This is a genomic window from Mycolicibacterium litorale (assembly GCF_010731695.1).
Classification (GTDB): Bacteria; Actinomycetota; Actinomycetes; order Mycobacteriales; family Mycobacteriaceae; genus Mycobacterium; species Mycobacterium litorale.
In genome coordinates, this window is the sequence record NZ_AP022586.1 from 5386303 (window position 1) to 5406043 (window position 19741).

Annotated in this window: 16 protein-coding genes and 1 pseudogene; 6 read left to right on the top strand and 11 right to left on the bottom strand. The window is 69.2% G+C overall.

Annotation, left to right across the window (positions count from 1 at the left end):
* Positions 1-11 precede the first annotated feature (11 nt).
* The 4 genes from G6N30_RS25950 to G6N30_RS25965 form a co-directional block, all read right to left on the bottom strand.
* Positions 12-809, bottom strand: coding sequence for a CbbQ/NirQ/NorQ/GpvN family protein (locus G6N30_RS25950; RefSeq protein WP_134056114.1), 798 nt, complete (start codon positions 807-809; stop codon positions 12-14).
* Positions 806-2338: a nitric oxide reductase activation protein NorD gene (locus tag G6N30_RS25955; protein WP_134056112.1), complete on the bottom strand. Its 1533-nt coding sequence runs from the start codon at positions 2336-2338 to the stop codon at positions 806-808. Before G6N30_RS25955 ends, G6N30_RS25950 begins: the two co-directional genes overlap by 4 nt.
* 160 nt (positions 2339-2498) lie before the next feature.
* Positions 2499-3191, bottom strand: coding sequence for a hypothetical protein (locus G6N30_RS25960; RefSeq protein WP_234880210.1), 693 nt, complete (start codon positions 3189-3191; stop codon positions 2499-2501).
* Positions 3192-3254: 63 nt separating this feature from the next.
* A complete protein-coding gene (locus tag G6N30_RS25965; protein ID WP_134056109.1) occupies positions 3255-3857 on the bottom strand; it encodes a TetR/AcrR family transcriptional regulator in 603 nt (200 codons plus the stop codon).
* A gap of 90 nt (positions 3858-3947) precedes the next feature.
* Here G6N30_RS25965 and G6N30_RS25970 point away from each other — a divergent pair.
* A pseudogene (locus tag G6N30_RS25970) lies at positions 3948-4819 on the top strand (dihydrodipicolinate reductase).
* Between the two features lie 6 nt (positions 4820-4825).
* Here G6N30_RS25970 and G6N30_RS25975 read toward each other — a convergent pair.
* On the bottom strand, positions 4826-5473 hold the full coding sequence (locus G6N30_RS25975; protein ID WP_134056106.1) for an SDR family oxidoreductase: 648 nt from the start codon (positions 5471-5473) through the stop codon (positions 4826-4828).
* Between the two features lie 99 nt (positions 5474-5572).
* Positions 5573-6808, bottom strand: coding sequence for an acyl-CoA dehydrogenase family protein (locus G6N30_RS25980; RefSeq protein WP_134056104.1), 1236 nt, complete (start codon positions 6806-6808; stop codon positions 5573-5575).
* 130 nt (positions 6809-6938) lie between these two features.
* Here G6N30_RS25980 and G6N30_RS25985 point away from each other — a divergent pair, with 130 nt between their 5' ends.
* The 5 genes from G6N30_RS25985 (at position 6939) to G6N30_RS26005 (ending at position 13486) form a co-directional block, all read left to right on the top strand.
* The gene (locus G6N30_RS25985; protein ID WP_134056101.1) at positions 6939-8243 is read left to right on the top strand and encodes an NtaA/DmoA family FMN-dependent monooxygenase; all 1305 of its coding nucleotides are present in this window, start codon (positions 6939-6941) and stop codon (positions 8241-8243) included.
* Complete coding sequence (locus tag G6N30_RS25990) at positions 8240-9631, top strand: LLM class flavin-dependent oxidoreductase (protein ID WP_134056099.1); 1392 nt, start codon at positions 8240-8242, stop codon at positions 9629-9631. Before G6N30_RS25985 ends, G6N30_RS25990 begins: the two co-directional genes overlap by 4 nt.
* A gap of 125 nt (positions 9632-9756) precedes the next feature.
* The gene (locus G6N30_RS25995) at positions 9757-11262 is read left to right on the top strand and encodes an APC family permease (RefSeq protein WP_234880209.1); all 1506 of its coding nucleotides are present in this window, start codon (positions 9757-9759) and stop codon (positions 11260-11262) included.
* Complete coding sequence (locus tag G6N30_RS26000; RefSeq protein ID WP_134056096.1) at positions 11259-12254, top strand: GNAT family N-acetyltransferase; 996 nt, start codon at positions 11259-11261, stop codon at positions 12252-12254. Before G6N30_RS25995 ends, G6N30_RS26000 begins: the two co-directional genes overlap by 4 nt.
* Positions 12251-13486, top strand: a complete 1236-nt coding sequence (locus G6N30_RS26005; protein WP_134056094.1) for an acyl-CoA dehydrogenase family protein — start codon at positions 12251-12253, stop codon at positions 13484-13486. Before G6N30_RS26000 ends, G6N30_RS26005 begins: the two co-directional genes overlap by 4 nt.
* A gap of 13 nt (positions 13487-13499) precedes the next feature.
* On the opposite strand, the gene G6N30_RS26010 is transcribed toward G6N30_RS26005, so the two are convergent.
* The 5 genes from G6N30_RS26010 to G6N30_RS26030 are packed head-to-tail and all read right to left on the bottom strand — an operon-like array spanning position 13500 to position 19624.
* Entirely contained in the window at positions 13500-14960 is a 1461-nt protein-coding gene (locus tag G6N30_RS26010) for an acyl-CoA synthetase (RefSeq protein ID WP_134056092.1), read from the bottom strand.
* Positions 14957-15730, bottom strand: coding sequence for an SDR family NAD(P)-dependent oxidoreductase (locus G6N30_RS26015; RefSeq protein ID WP_134056089.1), 774 nt, complete (start codon positions 15728-15730; stop codon positions 14957-14959). The genes G6N30_RS26010 and G6N30_RS26015 overlap by 4 nt, the downstream gene beginning before the upstream one ends.
* A 1-nt stretch (position 15731) precedes the next feature.
* On the bottom strand, positions 15732-17267 hold the full coding sequence (locus G6N30_RS26020) for an AMP-binding protein (RefSeq protein WP_234880208.1): 1536 nt from the start codon (positions 17265-17267) through the stop codon (positions 15732-15734).
* Between the two features lie 3 nt (positions 17268-17270).
* On the bottom strand, positions 17271-18008 hold the full coding sequence (locus tag G6N30_RS26025) for a GntR family transcriptional regulator (protein ID WP_134056086.1): 738 nt from the start codon (positions 18006-18008) through the stop codon (positions 17271-17273).
* The gene (locus G6N30_RS26030) at positions 18005-19624 is read right to left on the bottom strand and encodes an SMP-30/gluconolactonase/LRE family protein (protein WP_134056084.1); all 1620 of its coding nucleotides are present in this window, start codon (positions 19622-19624) and stop codon (positions 18005-18007) included. Before G6N30_RS26030 ends, G6N30_RS26025 begins: the two co-directional genes overlap by 4 nt.
* Positions 19625-19741 lie beyond the last annotated feature (117 nt).

The following is a 19741-nucleotide window of genomic DNA, read 5'->3' on the forward strand; positions in this document are numbered from 1 at the left end:
CGGACGTCCTCTCAGTGCGGTGAACCCGGAGTTTCTGCGGTGTCCAGGCAGGCGGCCGCGATCTCGCGCAGCCCGTCGGTGATGGCGCCGTCGGTGCTCAGCGGCGCGAGGACGCACGCGTCGGCGGCGTCCAGTTCAGTTGCCCCGGCGGCGATCAGCTGTGCCGCGCTGACCAGGACCCGGGTGGACGGCGGCTCGAAGTGGAAGGCCTCGTCCGCCGTCCGGATCGCGGTGGCGCACCGGACCAGGCGGGCGGCGGTGTCGGGATCGACGCCGGCTTCGGCGACGATCACCCCGGCTTCGCGGTCGGGCGCCAGGTAGCGCATCGGTATCGTGACGAACCGTTGCCGGAAGGACGGCTTGAGTTCCTTGAGCGAGCTGCGGTAGGCCGGGTTGTACGAGCACACGAGCATGAACGTCTCCGGTGCGCGCACCACCTCGGCGGCCCGGTCGAGGTAGAGCGCGCGGCGGTGGTCGGTCAGCGAATGCAGGATGGCCAGCGAATCGTGTCTGGCCTCGACGACCTCGTCGAGATAGCAGATCGCCCCGTTCTTCACCGCCCTGGTCAGCGGGCCGTCGGTCCACACGACATCGCCGCCGGTGACCATGAACCGGCCCACCAGATCCGAACTCGTCAGATCGTCGTGGCAGCTGATCGTCACCACCGGCCGCCTCAGCAGCGAGCCCATGTGTTCGACCAGCCGGGTCTTGCCGCATCCGGTCGGACCGGTCAGCATCACGGGCAGCCGCCGGTGGTAGGCCCGCTCGAAGAGCTGGACCTCGTTGCCGGTCGCGAAATAGACGCTCATGCGGTGACCAGCTCCCGGTGCACGTGCGCCAGGACGCGGGGCAGTTCGTCGACCCGCCGGATCCGTTGGTAGCGGCGGGATCCGAACACCTCGGGTAGCGGGTCGACGCGGACGGGTCCGACCCCGACGTAGTACATCGACACCCCGGCGTCGGCGGCCTCCTCGACGGCGTGCGCGGCATCGGCCCAGGCGTAGCGACCCTCGTATCCCTCGTCGGAGATCAGGCCGTCGCCGATCACGATGAGCAGCCGGCGTTCCGACGGTTGTGCCAGCAGCCGGCTGGTGAGGTGACGCAGTGGCGCGCCGAGCCGGGTGTATCCACCGGTGGACAGCCCGAGGGCGCCGGGTGGGACGAAACGCCGGTCGCCGAAGTCCTTGAGGCAATTGACCTCCACCCGGTGGCGGGTGTTGCCGGTGAACACGAAGATGCCGTGGCGTTCACGGGCCGCGGTCATGGCGCGCGACAGCGCGTCCGCACATGCGAGTTCCAGCCGGAAGACGCGGCCGCCGTGCACCCCGAGCGACGAGCTGCCGTCGAGCAGCAGGGCGGTGGTGACGTCGCGGCCGGCAGGCAGCAGGTCGCGGAAGACGCGGGGTTCGGTCGCCAGGCCGCTGCGGACGTCGATGTAGTGGGCGACGTACTGTTCGACGTCGAGGTCCGCGCCGTCCTCGAGCCGGTTCGTCATGGCCCGGTGGGTGTGCTCGGTGAACCACTTCCGCAGCTCGCTGGAGATCCCCGTCGGCTGCCGGGGGCCGCCGGTGTGGGCGCGTTCGAGAACGGCGACGTGGTCGGGCAGGAAGCGCTCGGTCCACGCGTTCCATTCCGGATACGGGATGCCCGGCCGGTTGTCCGGGGTGATGTCGGGGTCGTTGTCCTGCGGCCGGCTGGGTGGCGGAAGATTCGGGTTGCGTACCCCGCCGTCGCCACCGACCGGTACGGAATACGGTCTGGGCAAGCGTTTCTGGGTCGACGTCCACGGCATCCTGCCGAACGTCCTGCGCAGCCGGTCGGAGATTCCATGCGGCATCGTGTAGGCGAGCGGAAGCCTGCCGAGCAGTGCGGGAACGGCCAGATTCCGCTCCGACCGCGCCAGCTCGATCGCACGATTGAACATCTCGGTGGCCGGGGTGTCCCCAGATGTGACCGCGAGATCCGGCAGCGCGCTGCGTATTTCGCTCAGCAGCCCCGGCCATGTCGACGCGACCCAGCCCAGTGCCACTTCGGCTTCGACCAGCGTCAGCGCGGTGAGTTCGCGGACGGTGAGTTCGTGCAGCCGGAAACCCGCGATCCGCTCCTTGGACGGTGCGCACTGCAACGCGACACCACAGGTCAACGTTCTGCGTGTCCAGTCCTTTTCCGGTGGCGGGTAGGGGACGTGGACCACGTCGAGTGCGGGGCCGACGCCGAACCGGCGGTGCGTTCCGGTCATCAGTCGCGCCCCGTCGCGGCGACGGCCGCTCAGGGCGACGGCGGTGACGGCGCAACGACGTTCGACCGCGAGGGCGTGCCCATCGTCGAGTTCGGTCATCGACTCAGAAGGTGCCGATGTTGGAGAACATCCAGTACCAGAACCAGATGATCAGACCGGTGCCGCCCCACGCCGCGACATATCGGAGTATTTCCCAGATCCAGTCCACGTTTGGACCTCCTGTCTCGTTGCGGCACAGCATTTTCGGACTTCACATCGATCAGTCCGAGAAGATCTCCCGGTTGACCGAATGCAGGTAGGGGATCGCCAGGAACGGTGTGATGTAGAAGATGTCGTAGAGCCACCAGCCGATGACCGGGAAGATCACGCCGGCATAGCGGACGTCGGCGAACATGGTCATGTTGAACACATACGTGCACCAGATGACGATGCCCATCCAGCAGGTGACGATCATCCACTGGTGGCCCCAGCGTTTCATCTGCAGGAAGCCGATCGCCGCGGCGATGCGCATGGTGAAAACCGTCAGGATGAGGCCCACCTCGAGCGCCTTCTCACCGGGGCCCGCCGCCCCACCCAGCCACAGTTCGTTGTAGTGCCAGAAGTACCCGGCGTCGAACATGGCGCCCCAGCCGTTGAGCAGCACCCGGGCCAGCAGCGTGTGGTGGGCCACGAGGTCCAGCGCCCAGCCGAAGATGTTGATGGCGGCGTCGATGATGACGAGGTAGCCGAGCAGTGTCACCAGCATCGGCCGGACGGTGAGCCCGTCGCGCTGTGCCCGCCGCAGCAACCACACCCCGCGCAGGAACAGCGGCAGCCCGAAGATTCCCAGCGCCGCGGTGCCGATCAGCACGCTGCCCGAGATCAACCACTTGTCGGCTTGGCGCTGCGCGAGCCGGGACTGCTCCAGATGCTCGTCCAGACCGCTGCCGGTGTTCAGCGTCGGCAGATCCACGCCGCCCCCTCCTACCGTTTGCTCGCTATGAGCGTGGCAGGTTCACTGACTCAAGTCAACAACTCAGCGTGCGGCCATACCCCGCAGCGTGGTGGCGACGTAGTCGTCGAGCATGGCGCTCTGATCGGGCCAGCCATGGGTCGTGGTCAGCAGCGCGTAGAGGCCGAGCAGGAAGAACACCGCACAGTTGAAGGCATTCGCCTCCGGATCGGCGTCCCCGCGCTCTTTGGCGAGTTCGATCTCCCGGGCGACCGCCTCGATGACGGGATGGTCCATGTGCGCCTCCGCCGGCGGGCGGGTCTGTGAGAAGTGCAGGGCGAGGAAGTCCTTGAACAGCACGGCGCCCAGCCGGCGTTCGAGGCCGAGCACCAGTCGCACGGATTCGGCCAGGATGGCCCGCAGGTCGCGCTCGGATCCGGCGAAGCGGACGAGCTGGCGGGCGATGCGGTCCTCTTCGCGGCGTTCCAGCTCCAGCAGCACGTGTTCCTTGGTCGGGAAGTGAAAGAAGAAGGTGCCGTGGGCGACTCCGGCCGCGCTGACGATCGCCCGCACGTCGGCGTCGGCCATTCCGGAGCGTTTGAACTCGGCGATGGCCGCACCCATCAGACGTTCCCTGGTCTGCAGCCGTCTGGTCTCGCGCGCCGAGGGCTGGTTCGCCACTGCCATGATTCGACCTTAATCGTCGAAACCGCCCTCCGTCGCCGGGCTGGTCCTGTTGACTGCAGTCAGTGGCCCGGCGGGGGATCGGAGCAGGCGGTGCGGCGAGTCGTCCAGTTCGGCACGGGTAACGTCGGGCGCCATTCGCTGCGGGCGGTCATCGGCCGCCCGGATCTGGAACTGGTGGGTGTGCACGCCGCCGCACCGGAGAAGGTGGGCTGTGACGCCGCCGAGTTGTGTGGCGCCGACGAGCACCGCTCGCGACGGCGTGTGCCGCAGGCGAGGCATCCCTGTTCGTCAACGGCATCGACCCCGGCTACTCCGGGGACACCGCGGTCTACGGTGCGCTGAGCCTGGTCACGCGCGCCGATTCGATTCTGGTGCAGGAGGTTTGCGACTACGGCAACTACGACGACTTCGATTTCACCGGCACGTCGATGGGGTTCGGGCTGACCAGGGACGACGAGCCGCCACCGCTGTTCCTGCCCGGGGTCATCATCTCGATGTTCGGTGGGCTGGTGCGCAACATCGCCGGTCATGTCGGCGTCGAACTCGATGAGATGCGTCAGCGGATCGAACCGTGGTACACCGACGAGCGCATCGAATGTGCCATGGCCACAATCGAACCCGGTCAGCTGGCTGCGGTCCGTTTCGCAGCCGTTGGGGTGTGTGGCGGTGTCCCGGTCATCACCGTCGAACACGTCACGCGGTTGACCGCCGCGGCCGCACCGCACTGGCCCTATCCGCCCGATGGCCATATCGGCGTGCACCGGGTGGTCGTCGAGGGTGAACCGCGCGTCGAGGTCAACACCCACGTCTCGCATCCGGTTTTCGACCCCACTGATGCGGGCTGCATCTCTACTGCGGCCCGCGCGGTCAATACGATCGACTGGGTGTGCCGCGCGCCGAGTGGACTCTTCGCGGTGGCCGACATCCCGCCCACGGAGTTGATCCGGGGCGTGATGTGGTGACGGCCGCTAGAGCGCCTCGTTGATCGGCGTCTCGCCTCCGATGAGCTCGAACGTCCGGCCGGCGGTCGCGGGCGCGTCGAGCACCGCGAGTAGCACGGCCGCCACGTCTTCGCGCGGTATTGCGCCGTAGCCGGTCGAATCGCCGATGTGCACCCGGCCGGTGCCCGGGTCGTCGGTGAGCCGGCCCGGCCGCACGATCGTGGTGTGCAGGGCGCCGCGGGAGCGCAGGGCGTCGTCGGCGGCGCCCTTGGCACGCAGGTACGCCACGAACACCGGATCGCCGGCATCGTCGGGGGCTTCGGCGTCGGCCCCCATCGACGAGATGGCCACGTAGCGGCGAACACCGGCGGCTTCTGCGGCGTCGGCCAGCAGGATCGCGGCGTCGCGGTCGACGGTCTCCTTTCGGGCGGCGCCGCTGCCCGGCCCCGCCCCGGCGGCGAACACCACGGCGTCGGCGCCGCGCACCGCCTCGACCACCTCGTCGACCGATGCCTTCTCGAGGTCGAGCACGACGGGCTGGGCGCCCGCCGCTTCGAGGTCGCCGGCGTGGTCGGGGTTACGGATCAGGCCGACCGCCTCGTCACCTCGCTGGGCCAGCAGCCTCTCGAGGTGCACCGCGATCTTGCCATGACCTCCTGCGATGACGACGCGCATGGAATTACCTCCTAGGTGGCGACGACTTGGGAGTCGTCGGCGAATGCCCTGAATTCCAGCGTGTTTCCGGCCGGGTCGAGCAGGGTCACACAGAAAAGGCTACCGACCGAGCGCCACGGCGCCGATCGCCGTCAGCACCGCGTCGCTGTTCGGCGGGTGCAGCGATCCGGTCCGCACGTCGCGGTAGAGCCGTTCGAGCTCGTGGCTGCGCGATACCGCCGCCGCCCCGACGACCTGTACGGCGGTGTCGACCACGCTGCGTGCGGTCGTGGTGGCGAACTCCTTTGCCGCCAGCGCCCGCAAAGCCGGCCACTCGCCGGGCTCCTGACGGGTGGCCGCGTCCACGAGCGCCGAGGCCGCCTCGAAGGCGATCTCGGCCTGTGCGATCTGACGCTGCACGGCCGGCTTGTCGGCATGGCGGCCGATGTCGCCGTGCAGCGACGTGCGCGTCTGGGCGCCGAGGATCGCCAGGTCCAGCGCCCGGCGCGCGATGCCCAGGTACACGCTGGACAGCAGCGGCAGGTACCAGGACAGCAACACGGTGATGTACTCCGGATACACCGGACCGACCGGATGCACGGCGACCGTCCGGTGCGGCTCGGCCAGCGCATCGTCGAAGACGGTGTCGTGGCTGGCGGTGGCCCGCACGCCCAGTGCGTTCCACGTCTCCTCCACCCGCACACCCGGGTCGTCGCGCCGCACGAAGGTGTGCACGATCACCGGGTTGGCCGGGTCGGAGTCGTCGCGGGCGTGGATGCCGATCTGGTCCCACACGGGGCTCAGGGATGTGAAGACCTTCCGCCCGGTGATCCGGTAGGACCCGTCGGGCTGCCTGCGGGCACGCACCAGTGCGTCGTCGAGGCCGACGTCGTTGCCACGCTCGCCGTGCCCAGCCGCGAAGACCTGGCCCGCCGCGATGTCGCCGAGCAGCCAGTCGACGTCGGCGATCCCGCGCCGGGCCGCGTCGGCGGCCGATCCCGCCCAGTACAGGTGCATGGTGATTGCCAGCGCGGTCGCGGGCGCCCAGTACGCCAGGTGCCGTTGTTCGGCCGCCAGTTCCGGCAGGGTCAAGCCGCTACCGCCGAGCGCGGCCGGCAGCGGGGCCGTGAGGTAGCCGGCCGCGACCAGCTCCTCGAAATCCTCGGTGAAGAACGCATTCTCGGCGTCGTAGCGCGGCGCACGGGTGTGGAACCGCTGGTAGTGCTGCGCACTGAAGAAGCGACTCACGAAACCGTCGGCCAGCGGGCTGGTCCCGCTCACGACGACGGGTTGCTCCGCCGATCGCCCCGTGCTGTCGGGCGCCGTCGTGGTGCGGAGGGCATCGGCAACTGTCATGGCGTCGATGATGCCGAACCACCCGATTGGCACCAGGTTTCGCATCGGGCGGATCATTAGTCCACCGCCTTCGGATCTGGGCAATTTTATCCGCCGACACCGAGTCCCTGCGGTTCTATGGTCGCCCTTTGTGTCCCGTGAACTGCACCTGCTGACGTTCGGCAACACCCGGTCGGCGGGCCCGTGGCGGCACCCGGAGGTGGACAACAGCACGGCCGGTGTGCGGCGGCGGCTGATCGAGCACGCGCAGACCGCGCAGGCCGGGGCCTTCGACGCGGTGTTCTTCGCCGACGGGCTCAACTACGGTCCGCCGGCCACCTGGGCGTACAAGACGACCGAGGACTTCGAACCCCTGACCACGACCGCGGCGCTGTCCGCGGTCACCGAGCGGATCGGCCTGGTGGTCACCGGATCGGCGACCCTGGCTCACCCGTATCACCTGGCGCGACAACTGCTTTCGCTGGACCACCTCAGCGGGGGCCGGGCCGGCTGGAATCTCGTGACCAGCTTCGCCCAGGCCGCCGCGGACAACTTCAGCGCCCGCGGTGTGGTCGACCACGACGAGCGCTACCGCATCGCCGAGGAGGCGATCGACGTGGTGACCAAGCTGTGGGACGGCTGGGGTGAGGAGACCATCGTCGAGGACCGTGCCGCGGGCGTCTTCAACGATGTCAGCAGCATTCGCGTCGCCGACCACCACGGCCGGTACTTCGACGTCAAGGGTCCCATCGGGGCCGCCCGGTCGGCGCAGGGCCGGCCGGTGATCTTCCAGGCGGGCTCCTCGGAGACCGGCCGTACCTTCGCCGCCCGTCACGCCGAGGTGATCTTCACCAGCCATGGCAACCGGGCACGCGCGCAGGATTTCTACCGCCAGGTGCATGCCCAGGCCCGCGCACTCGGCCGCGCGCATCCCCCGGTCATCACGCCGTCGCTGCGGTTCATCGTCGGCTCCACGACCGAGGAGGCGGCACGAGCCGAGCGCGAGGCCTACCGGTACTTCAGCCCCGAATACCAAGCCGGGTGGCTGCTCGAGGTCGACGTCGACGTGGTCGGCGCCGACCTGGACGGTCCGGTGCCGGAGTCGGCCTTCCCGAGTTCGACGCAGACCCATCAGACGGCGCTGGCCGGGTACCGCTTCCTCGCCACCGACGGCAACCCGACGGTCCGGGAGTTCCTCTACCGCACCGTCAACGGTTGGGGCGCGAGCATCGTCGGCACCCCCGAGCAGGTGGCCGACGAGATCGAGGAGTGGTTCACCACCGGCGCCGCCGACGGGTTCGTGCTCGGCGATTCGGGTCTGCCGGGCCAACTGGCGCTGTTCGTCGAGCAGGTCGTGCCGGTGCTGCGCAAACGCGGCCTGTTCCGCCACGAGTACACCGGCCGCACCCTGCGCGACCACCTCGGCCTCCCGGTCCCCGAACGGCCGGCGCGATGAGCGGCGTCGCGCCGTACGTTCTCTCGGCGTTCACGATGTCGACGGTGTCGCACGGCAATGTCGGGCTGTGGCGCCATCCGCGGGACCGCACGGCCGAGTACACCGACCTGCGGTACTGGACGGAGCTGGCGGTCCTGCTCGACCGCGGCGGGTTCGACCTGTTGTTCATCGCCGACGCGGTGGGACAGCTCGACGTGTTCGGCGGGGATGCCGCGGCCGCACTGGCGCACGGGGTGCAGACCCCGGTGACCGATCCGCTGCTGGCAGTCTCCGCCATGGCGGCGTTCACCGAGCGGCTGGGGTTCGGTATCACGGTGTCGACCACCTACGAGAGTCCATACCTGCTGGCGCGCAAGTTCAGCACACTCGATCACCTCACCGGCGGTCGCATCGGCTGGAACATCGTCACGTCACTGCTCGACAGCGCCGCGCGCAACATCCTGCGCCGCGACCGCCAGATCCCCCATGACGAGCGCTATGCGATGGCCGAGGAGTTCGTCGACGTCACCTACAAGCTGTGGGAAGGGTCGTGGGAAGCCGATGCCGTCGTGCGCGACTGTGCTCGCGGCGTCTACACCGATCCGGCGCGGGTGCACCCGATCGCCCACGAGGGCCGCTATTTCAGCGTCCCGGGGGCCCATCTCGTCGAACCCTCACCGCAGCGCACACCCGTGCTGTTCCAGGCCGGCACGTCGCCGGCAGGACGCGAATTCGCCGCGCGCAATGCCGAACTCGTCTTCGCCAGCGATCCACGACCCGAGGTGCTGCGCGCCAACATCGACGACGTCCGGCGCCGGGCGGCGGCGCTGGGCCGGCGTCCCGACGCCATCAAGTTCCTCACCTCGGTCGAAATCGTCGTCGACAGCACCGATTCGGCGGCCCATGCCAAGGCCGGCGAGTTGGCCGCCCACCATGACCTCGAGGGCGGACTGGTGCTGTTGTCGGCGCTCAGCGGGGTCGACTGGTCGCGCTACGGGGTCGACCGACCGATCGAACAGTTCGACACCGACGCGAGCCGGTCCATCCTGGCGGCCGTCGACGACGCCGATCACCGGCACCGGTTGACGTTGCGCGACTACGTCGGCGGTCTTTGTGGTTTCGGTGGCGAGCTGTTCGTCGGCTCCGCCCGCACGGTCGCCGACGACCTGGACGCATACGCCGCTCGCACCGGGGTGGACGGGTTCAACATCGCCTACCACGTCACACCGGGCAGCTTCGCCGATGTGGCCGAGTACCTGATCCCCGAACTGCGCCGGCGGGGCAGAACGGGTCAGCACGCCGGGAACACGCTGCGCGAGCGGTTGTTCGCCGCGGATTCCCCTCTGCTTCCCGACGACCACCCCGGGGCGCGGTATCGCCGAGAGAAAAGAATCGCGCCGATTCCATAGCTGACGCATCGCGCGGCACTCCGGCAGTGTCACCACTACATCAAAAACACGTTAATTGTCTGTGTGGCAACCACGTTGGCACACAGCACGGTACGCCACGCTTCGTGGACAGAAAGGCGGGCACGGTGACCGCAACAGCAGACGACCCGGCGGTGGAGGTGAACGGCCGCGCCCTGACCGCGGCCGAGACCACCGGTCTGGAACGCGAGGCGCTCGGCCCGTGGGGGGTGTTCGCCCAGGGGCTGGCCGCCGCCGCGCCGAGCGTGGCGGTCGCCGTGGTGCCGTTCTCGTTGTTCGTCGCCGCAGGCAAGGGCGCGGCCTGGGCGGCGGTCGTCGGTCTGGTCATCGTGGCGCTGATCGCCGTCACGATCAGCTTCCAGGCCACGCGCACGGTGTCGTCGGGTTCGCTGGGCACCTACACCGGCAACGGTCTCGGACCCGGTTTCGCCTTCGTGGCGGGGCTGAGTCTGCTGTTCGGCTACATCGGCTTCGCCACCACCGGCACCCTCGGCGGCGTCCTGTACCTCGACGCGTTCCTCGAATCCATCGGGCTGGGCAGTCAGGCGGTGTGGTTCCGCCTGCTGCTCGTGGTCGTGGTCGTCGCGCTGGCCGTCTATCTGCCGTATCGCGGCGTGCTGGTGGCCGCGAAGTACGAGTTGGCCTTCGAGCTGATCGCGATCGCCGCGATCTCGGTGATCATCGTGGGGTCCTACGTCGCCTACGGCTTCCGGATCGACTGGGAGCAATGGGACTTCGGACATCTCGGGAACAGTGCGACGTTCATCGCCGCGGTCACCGCGGTGGGCTCCTACGCCGGCTTCGAGAGCGTCGCCTCGCTGGGCGCCGAGGCCAAGGACGCACACCGCAGCATCTCGCGCTCGCTGCTGCGGGTCGTCATCCTGATCGGCATCCTCTACATCTTCGCCACCTATCCGCAGATCCTGAACTTCGGCAGTGTGGACGGGGACAAGGCGGTGCTGCCCCAGCTCGCCGACGCCGTCGGGGTCGGCTGGGTCAACCAGGTGGTGAGCGCAGCGGTGGCCGTCGCGTTCATCGTCTTCGTCACCGCGGTCACGACAGCGGCGGCGCGCTCGCTGTTCACCTTCGCGCACGAGGGCGCGCTACCCGCCGTCCTCGCCAAGGTCCATCCCACCTACCGGACACCGTGGGTCGGCGTGGCGTTCGTCGGCGCGCTGGCACTGGTGTTCTCCGCCGTGGCGACCTTCAGCTCCGCGGGTCGGCTGGTGTTCGAGGTGTACGGCGGCTACCTGGCCAACTGGGGTTTCCTGATCAGCTATCTGCTCGTCGTGATCGCCACCCCGCTGTGGTTGCGAAAGATCAACGCGCTGACGCCTGTTCGGCTCACGGTGTCGGTGGCCGCAGCGCTCGGTCTGCTCTATGTGATCTTCAGTAACTTCTACCCCGTCCCCGAATATCCCTTCAACATCCTGCCGTTCGTGTTCTTCGGCTTCCTGCTCGCGGGCCTCGCGTGGTACGGATACCTCAAGCGGTCACGGCCCGAGATCGCCGGCCGGGTCGGCAGCATCCAGACCCTGTCGGAGGTCGAGCAGCAGCGACTGGCCGACGAAGGCATCCTCGACGTGCTGCGCGCCGCACCGGAGCATCGATGACCCTGGCAGACCACCCGATCGTCGGTGCCTGGTCGGTGACGCCGGTCACCACTCACCATCACGCCCCGATCGCCGACTTCCTGGCCACCACACCGGGTCTGGGTGGACGCAAGTTCGCCGCCGACTCGCGTGACGTCGCCGAGCAACTCGACGGCGCCTACCCCGACGCGACGGTCGTGGTCCGCGACACCGTCGGCCGGGTGCGGGGGTACGCGGCCCTGCATCCGCCCCACGGCACCCAACCCGAGATCATCGCCGACTTCGTCTTCGACCCGGACAGCCCGCCCAACGTGATCGACGACATCGTCGCGGCCACGGTGCGCGGCTTCGCGGCGGTCGCGCGCGACATCGACGGTGCCTTTCTGCGCACCTTCATCAGCACCGATCAGCAACCGGTCATCGACGCGCTGATCCGCCACGGGGCGGTGCGGGAAGGGGAGTTCATCCGGACCCGCAAACCGTTGCACGGCGAGTCACGCGAGGCGCTCGCCACGGCGCACCTCGACGGCCTCACCGTGCTGGCGTGGTCGGAGGTGATCGACCGAGGCCTCAGCGAGGAGGTCCGCCGACTGCAGTACGACACCTTCCTCGAGCACTTCGGGAACATGTCTAAGACGCCCGAGGCGTGGGAGCACCACCTCCACAGCCGCGCGTTCACACCCGACTTCAGCGTCGCCGCAGTCGATCACAGCGGCGAGGTGGTCGGCTACGTTCTCGGCTCGACCTACACGTCGGGCACCGCGCAGAGCGAAGAGCGCAGCGCCCACACCGATTACATCGGCGTCCGCCGCGACCAGCGCCAGCGCGGTATCGCCGAACTGCTGCTGCGCAAGATCTGGCTCGCCGCGCTACGCCGCGGCCTGTCGCTGGCGTCACTGGGCACCGACATCCACAACCGCAGCAACGCCCACCTCCTGTACCGCAGGCTGGGCTACGTCACCGTCGAAGAGCAATTCGCCTATCGCATCGACACTTCCGAGGAGGCGGTGTGACCGACACCCGGTTCTACCTGCAAGCCCCGACCGCAGACCTCGAGCACCTCAGATCGGTGTTCGGCCCGGTCTTCGACCGCATCGCCGACGGTGCCCTCGATCGGGAGAGGCAGCGGGTGTTCCCGCACGAACAGGTCGGCTGGCTCAACGACGCCGGGTTCGGCACGCTGCGCATCCCGGCGACGCACGGCGGATTCGGCGCGTCGCTGGAACACACCTTCCTCCTCCTGGCCGACCTCGGCGCCGCCGACGCCAACGTCTCCCACATCTGGCGGAACCACCTGGCCTTCGTCGAAGACCGCCTCAACGCCCCGGTTTCGGAGACCAACGACATCTGGCTGAAGCGGTTCCTGGCCGGAGAATTCGTCGGCGGCGGCTGGACGGAAGCCAACAACCTCACGCTGGCCAACCTCGCCACCACGGTGGCGGCGGCCGACGGCCACTGGCTGGTCAGCGGAGAGAAGTACTACGCCACCGGCAGTCTCTACGCCGACTGGCTCGACGTCCTGGGCCGGGGCGACGACGGGGAACTGCTGACCGCGCTGGTGCGATCCCACGATCCGGGCGTCACCCTGATCGACGACTGGCGGGGATTCGGCCAGCGCACCACCGCCAGCGGATCGGCGCGTTACGACCGGGTGCGCGCCGAACGAGGCAACGTGTTCCCCGCCGCGGAGCGCTTCGGCTATCAAGCGCACTTCTATCAAATCGCGATGCTGGCGGTGCTGACGGGAATCACCCGGGCGGCGCTGCGCGACGGGTCACGCGCCCTGACGGCGCGGCGGCGGAACTACCCGCAGGGCCTGGCCGAGGTGCCGGCCGAGGACGGGCAGCTGTTGGCCGTCATCGGCGAGGTCTCGGCGGACGCTTTCGCCGCCGAGGCGGCACTGGCACGCAGTGCCCAGCGACTGGACCACATCGTCGCGGGCCGGCTGTCCGGCGACGGCGACCACGAGCGGCAACGCCTCGTCGACGCGGAGGTGGCGGTCGCCCAGGCGCAGTTGGTGATCATCGCCGCCGCGCTGAACGCCACCACGACGATCTTCGACGCACTCGGCGCCTCCGGAGTGTCCGAAGAACTCGGGCTGGACCGGCACTGGCGCAATGCCCGCACGCTGGCGTCGCACAATCCACGGGTCTACAAGGCCCGCATCCTCGGCGACTGGTTCATCAACGGGAAGGATCCGGTCGCCGATCTGGCCACCCGCCACCGCGGCGGACAGGGCAACTGACAGAGGGGTCGGCCTACCGCGTCAACTGCGCACGCAGCTCCCGCTTGAGCACCTTGCCGTAGCTGTTCTTCGGCAGCTCGTCGATGAACTCGTATCGTTTGGGTCGCTTGAACCGGGCGATGCGGGTCAGCAGGTGCGCGTCGAGCTCCGTCGGATCCGCCGTGCCGACGATGAACGCGACGACGACCTCACCCCACTCCTCGTCGGGCGCACCCACCACGCATGCTTCGGCGACGCCCGGATGCTCGATGAGCACCTCTTCGACCTCGCGCGGATAGATGTTGCTGCCGCCGCTGATCACCACGTCTTTCGACCGGTCACGCAGCGTGAGGTAGCCGCGGTCGTCGAACGACCCCATGTCCCCGGTGTACAACCAGCCGCGCCGCAGCGTGGCCGCGGTCGCCTCGGGGTTGTTCCAGTACCCCGACATGACGACGTCTCCGCGGCACACGATTTCACCGATCTCGCCCGTCGCCGCCGGTGAACCGTCCTCGCGCACCACCGCCACGGCCACCCCCGACCGGGCATAACCGACCGAACCGAGGACGGCGTCGTCGGCGTCGAGGTGGTCGGTCCGGCGCAGCCCGGTGATCGTCATCGGCGCCTCGCCCTGACCGTAGAGCTGGACGAACACCGGGCCGAACGCCGTCATCGCCTTCTTGAGCCTGTCGACGTACATCGGTCCGCCGCCGTAGACCACGGTGCGCAGGTGGCGCGGGCGGGGCCGGCCGGTCGCCACCAGACGCTGCACCATCGTCGGGGCGAGGAAGGCGCTGCACCCGGGGTGGTGCTCGCACAGGTCGAGGAACTCGTCCGGGTCGAAAGCGCCGGACTCGGGGATCACCTGCCGGGCGCCGCGCAGCACGTACGGCGGGATGTAGAGACCCGACCCGTGCGACATCGGCGCGCCGTGGACGAGGCTCGAATTCGCGTCGGGTGCATCAAAATCCGCGAGGTGGGCGACCGTCATCGCCATCAGGTTGCGATGCGACAGCATGGCGCCCTTGGAGCGGCCCGTGGTCCCGCTGGTGTAGAACAGCCACGCCAGCGCAGCCGGGTCGGTGTCCGGCGGGGTCACCGGATCGGCGTGGTGGCGCTGCGCATACGATTCGCCGCCGATCGTCTCGACGGGAACCCCGACGTCGAGTTGCGCGGCGATCTTCGGGGACGCGAAGACGTGCGCGGCACCGGAATCGGCGACGATGTCGGCCATCTCCCGCGGATGCAGCTTGTAGTTGATCGGGACGTGGACGAACTCCGCCGCCCAGATGCCGAACATCAACTCGACGATCTCCGGCCGGTTCTCCGAGGCGACCGCGATCCGCGTCCCCGGCTCACCACGAAAGCTGCCGGCCAGCCGCAGCGCCCGTTCCCGGAGTTCGGCCCACGTACAAACCTGTTGCTCACCGTGATACAGCGCACCCCACTCACCGAACCGGGCGGCGGCCTGGTCGAGCAGGGTGAACAGGGTCATCTCGCCACCCACTCCGAGGACAGCGCGAAGTCCGAGAGGTACTTCGTCGAACTCCACCCGCCGTCGACGACGATCGTCTGCCCGTTGATGAAACTGCCGCCCTCGGAGCACAGGAATGCCACGGTCGCGGCGATGTCCTCGACCCGGCCCAACCGTTGATGCGGGGTCATCTCGGTGTTGATCTTGCGGAACCGCTCGTCTTCGAGGCGGTGGGCCACCATCGGTGTCAGCGTGACACCGGGGGCGACGGCGTTGCAGCGGATGCCCTGCGGACCGTACTGGCATGCGATGTGGGTGGTCAGCGCCGTGAGCCCGCCTTTGGCCGCCGAATAGGCACCCCCGCGCAGGCCGCCGACGACCGCGAACGTCGACGTGACGTTGATGATGGCCGAGCCCGGGCCCATGTGCGGGATGACGTCGCGGGCCAACCGGAACGGGGCGCGCAGCATCAAACCCAGGAAGTGGTCCAGGGTTTCGTCGTCGGTCTCGTGCAACGGTTTCGGGCTGCCCACCCCGGCGTTGTTGACGAGGAAGTCGACGTGGCCCCAGCGATCCACGGCGGCGGCCACCACCCGCTGCGGGCCGTCGTCGGCGGTCAGGTCGGCCGCGAGTGTCTCGATTCGGTCGGGGTCGCCGACCGCGGCGCTCAATTCGGCGAGCCGGTCCTCGTCGCGGCCGGTGCCCAGCACCGCCATCCCGGCCTCGGCGAGCATGGTCGCGCAGCCGAATCCGATGCCGCTGCTGGCTCCGGTGACAATCGCGACCTGCATCTCAGTCCACCTTCCGGTCCGTCAGCACCGCGCGGATCCGGTGCTTGAGCACTTTGCCTGCATCATTGCGCGGCAACGCATCCCAGATCGCCACCTGCTCCGGGATCTTGAACGTCGCGACGCCGCGGGCCCGCAGTACGCGGGCGAGGTCGCCCACGTCGGGGCCGGGCCGCTCTGTCGGCACGATCACCGCGCAGGCCCGTTCGCCTGTGCGTTCGTCGGGTAGGCCCACCACGGCGATCTCGGCGATGCCCGCCTCGCCGGCGAGCAGGTCCTCGATCTCCTTCGGGGAGATGTTCTCGCCGTTGCGGATGATGAGGTCCTTGGCGCGCCCGGTCACCACGAGGTGGTCCCCGTCCCACCGGCCCAGGTCACCGGTGCGGAAATAGCCGTCCGCGTCGAGGGATTCGCGTTCGTCCTCGGGGTGCAGGTAGCCGACGAGCATCTGCGGTCCGCGTGCGCGGATCTCCCCGTCGACCAGCCGGATGTCGGCGATGCCGGGTCTGCCGTCGGACTCCGCGGCGTGCTCGGCGTCGTCCAGGGCGCCGACCGTGGTCACCGGCACCTCCGTGGAACCGTAGACCCGGCTGACCGCTGCCCGTTCGAAGTAGTCCGTCGCGTGCCGGATCAACGACGGCGGCACGGATGCCCCGCCGCAGATGAACACCTTCAGGCTCGGCAACCGGGTGCCCGCCCGCTGCGCGGCCGCCAGCAGTTGTTCGAGGAACGGGGTGGCGCCCGCCATGTGCGTACAGTGCTCGGCGGTCATCAGCGCGACGGCCTCGTCGGCGTCCCAGCGGTCCATCAGCACGGCGGTGGTCCCCAGCAGCAGCGGGCATTCGAACGCGTAGATCGACCCGCCGATGTGGGCGATCGGCGACGGCACCAGAAAAGTGTCACCGGGTTGCACCCGCCAGTGGTCGCGGAGCTGACAGATCAGCGCGTGTATCGAGTTGTGGCTGTGCAGAACACCTTTCGGGCGACCGGTGGTGCCGGAGGTGTACATCACCATCCGCACCTCGTCGGCCCCCGGACTGTGCAGAGCGCACGGCGGCGGATCGTCGAACAGCGTCGCGTAGGGTGTGTGGCCGTTCGCCGCGCCACGCACCACCACCACCTCGGGCGGACGGTCGAGTGCGGTGGTGACCCGGTGCAGCATCGCGGCGTGATCATGGTCGCGGAACCGGGCGGGCACGAAGATCATCCGGCTGTTCACGTCGTCGAGCAGAAACCGCAGTTCGTGATCGCGCATCGACGGCAGGATCGGGTTGACCACCATGCCCGCGAGCGCCGCCCCGAGGTAGACCACCGCGGCCTCATGCCAGTTCGGCAGCATGAACGACACGACACTGCCCGCCGGCATCCGCGCGGTCAGCGCCTGCGCCAGGACGGTGGCGCGCTCCAGCAGGGTCGCACAGCTCAGCCGGCAGGTCCCGTCGACGAGGACCACCCGGTCCGGTGTCTCCCGCGCGGCGTCGCGCAAGGTGTCGGCGAGGGTGTGGCGCACCCACAGGCCGCGGGCGTACGGGTCGGGCACCGCTCAGCCCTTGACGCGGCGCATCGTCATCGAGTGCCGGTAGCGCGCCGACGGATGGGTGTTGACGGTGACCTGCGCGACCTCACCGTCGGAGGTGATGTACGTGCGCTGCATCTGCAGGGCGGCCTCGCCTGCGTCGACGCCGAGCTTGCCGGCCAACTCGGCGTCGAGCACCACCGCGGCGATCTCCTGATGCACCTCGACGACGCTCACCCCGAACAGATCCTCGATCAGCGGGAAGATCGGGCCGGTGTGGCGGGGCAGCAGCCGGCCGACCGCGGCGAACGCGCGGTTGATGTAGTACTCGGTGCGGCAGATCGGTGTGGACGTCGCGTCCGCCTGGCGGTAGCCCTGCACCGCAAGCCATTCCGAGCCGACGGCGAGGCGGGTCTTGGCGGCGAGCGCGGCATCGACGGTGACGGTGGTGTTCGATTCGATCGTGAACTGCGCGCCGGCGGCGAAGGCCAGCAGATCGTCGATCGACATCACGTCCTGGGCGTAGGTGTTCCCCGCGGGCCGGGGCACGACCAGCGTTCCGGCCCGGGGACGCGACGTCACCAGGTTGTCCTCGCGCAGCCGGCGCAGCGCCTCGCGAATGGTGAAGCGGCTCACCTCGAACCGCTCGCACAGTTCGTGTTCGGTGGGCAGCTGCGAGCCGACCGGGTACACCCCGTCGACGATCTCCTTGCGCAGCGTCCGCGCCACCTGCAGGTAGCGGTGCTCGGGATGGGTGACGCTCATGCGCCCGCGGCGTCCCGGCGCAACGCCAGGACACTGCCGTCCCCGTCGGCGGAGACGTACAGCGAACCGTCCGGCCCCATGGTGATCCCCGCGAACGGCCCCTGGGGTCCGGAGAACGGTGGCATCCCGCGCAGCGGTTTGGGGTGTACGCCCGGCGGTGGGCCGACGGGTAGTCCGGAGGCGATCGTCTGGCGGACGCCGCTGTTCATGTCGACGGCGACCACCTCCTTCGCGCCGGCGTCGACGACGTAGAGCACGCCGTCGGAGACCAGCAGGCCCTGCGGCCGCTGCAGCCCGTCGGCGACGGTGACGGCGTGGCCGCCCGCCAGGCGCACCACCCGGCCCGCCCCTGACTCGGCGACCAGCGGGGCGCCGTCAGGGGCGATCGCCACGCCCACGGGTTCGCGCAGATCCGACGCCACCACCTCCACTTTGCCGCCGTGCGCCGAGAGCACCCGCCCGGTGCCGAGTTCGGCGAAGACCACCGCGTCTCCGGGCGCGAGCGCGAGGCCGTAGAGCTGGTCGAAACCGTCGGCGAGCACGTCACTTTCCCCGGCCGCGGGCCGGTACCTGGTGACCTGTCCACCCGAGGTGGTGACGACGAACTCGCCGTCACCTGCGGCGGCCAGCCCGCGCAGGAAGCCGGGGTAGCCGGGGGTGAACAGCATGCCGACCGTCTGCAGCGACCCGTCGGCCTGCAGCGCGTAGAAGTAGGTGCCGTCGGCGACGTAGAGCCTGCCGTCGTCGCCGACCGCCAGATCCAACGGCCAGTTCAAGCCGCCGGCCAGGGTGGTGCGGGTGCCGCCGCCGGGCAGTATCTCGGTGATCTCGCCGGTGAAGTTGGACACGAACAACCGGTCGCCGACGAAGGTCAGGTTGTCCAGACCCGGATTCAATTGCGCGAGTAGCGTTCTCTCGCCGGTGCGCGGGTCGATGCGCAACACCTGGCCGCTGGCCACCTGGGTGGAGACGATGTTGCCCTGCGGGTCGAACTTCACCGCGTCGGGCACCCCGAGGTCACCGGCGACACGCTGTGGCTCACCCCCGTCGGGGTCGATGCGCCAGATCTCGTTCGCGGTCATCAACGGGTAGTACAGGAATCCGTCCGGACCGACCTCCATCGCATTGGGCGACGGGAGATTCTCGGCGAGGACGCGCACGATGCCGCCGTGGTGGTCGAGTTCCATCAGCCGTCCGCCTTCGCGGCACTCACCGACGAACAGTCGGCCGTCGTGCACGGTGATGCCGTTGGCGCAGGGCAGGTCGTCGCGCAGGACGCGGGTGCCACCGCCCGTGTCGCGGACGCTGACCCGCCCGTCCATCACCTCGGTCGCGTACAGGGCGCCGTCCAGGCCGAAGGCCACGTCGTCGGGGGCGACGATGTCGCCACCCCTGGGGCTGACCGTCTCCAGCGTCCCGCCGGCCAGGTCGAGTGCGCTGATCTGGCTACCGGTCACCTGGGCGACGTACACGCGGCCGTCGGGCCCGGTGCGCAGGCCGTTCGCGCCGAACAGCCTGCTGGGCGCGGTCAGCCGTTCGACGCGCCAGCCCTCGGCGACGACCGGATGCGCACCGGGGTAGCGGGTGGCCTGCAGCGACTCCGTCGACGACGTCATGGCTGGCGACGTTATCAATCTCGACTAGTCCAGACAATAGGCGCAGAGACCTCGCCGACGACCCTTGACGGCCCGATAAAGCCTGCGGAATAGTGTTCTGCAATATGCAGAGCACCG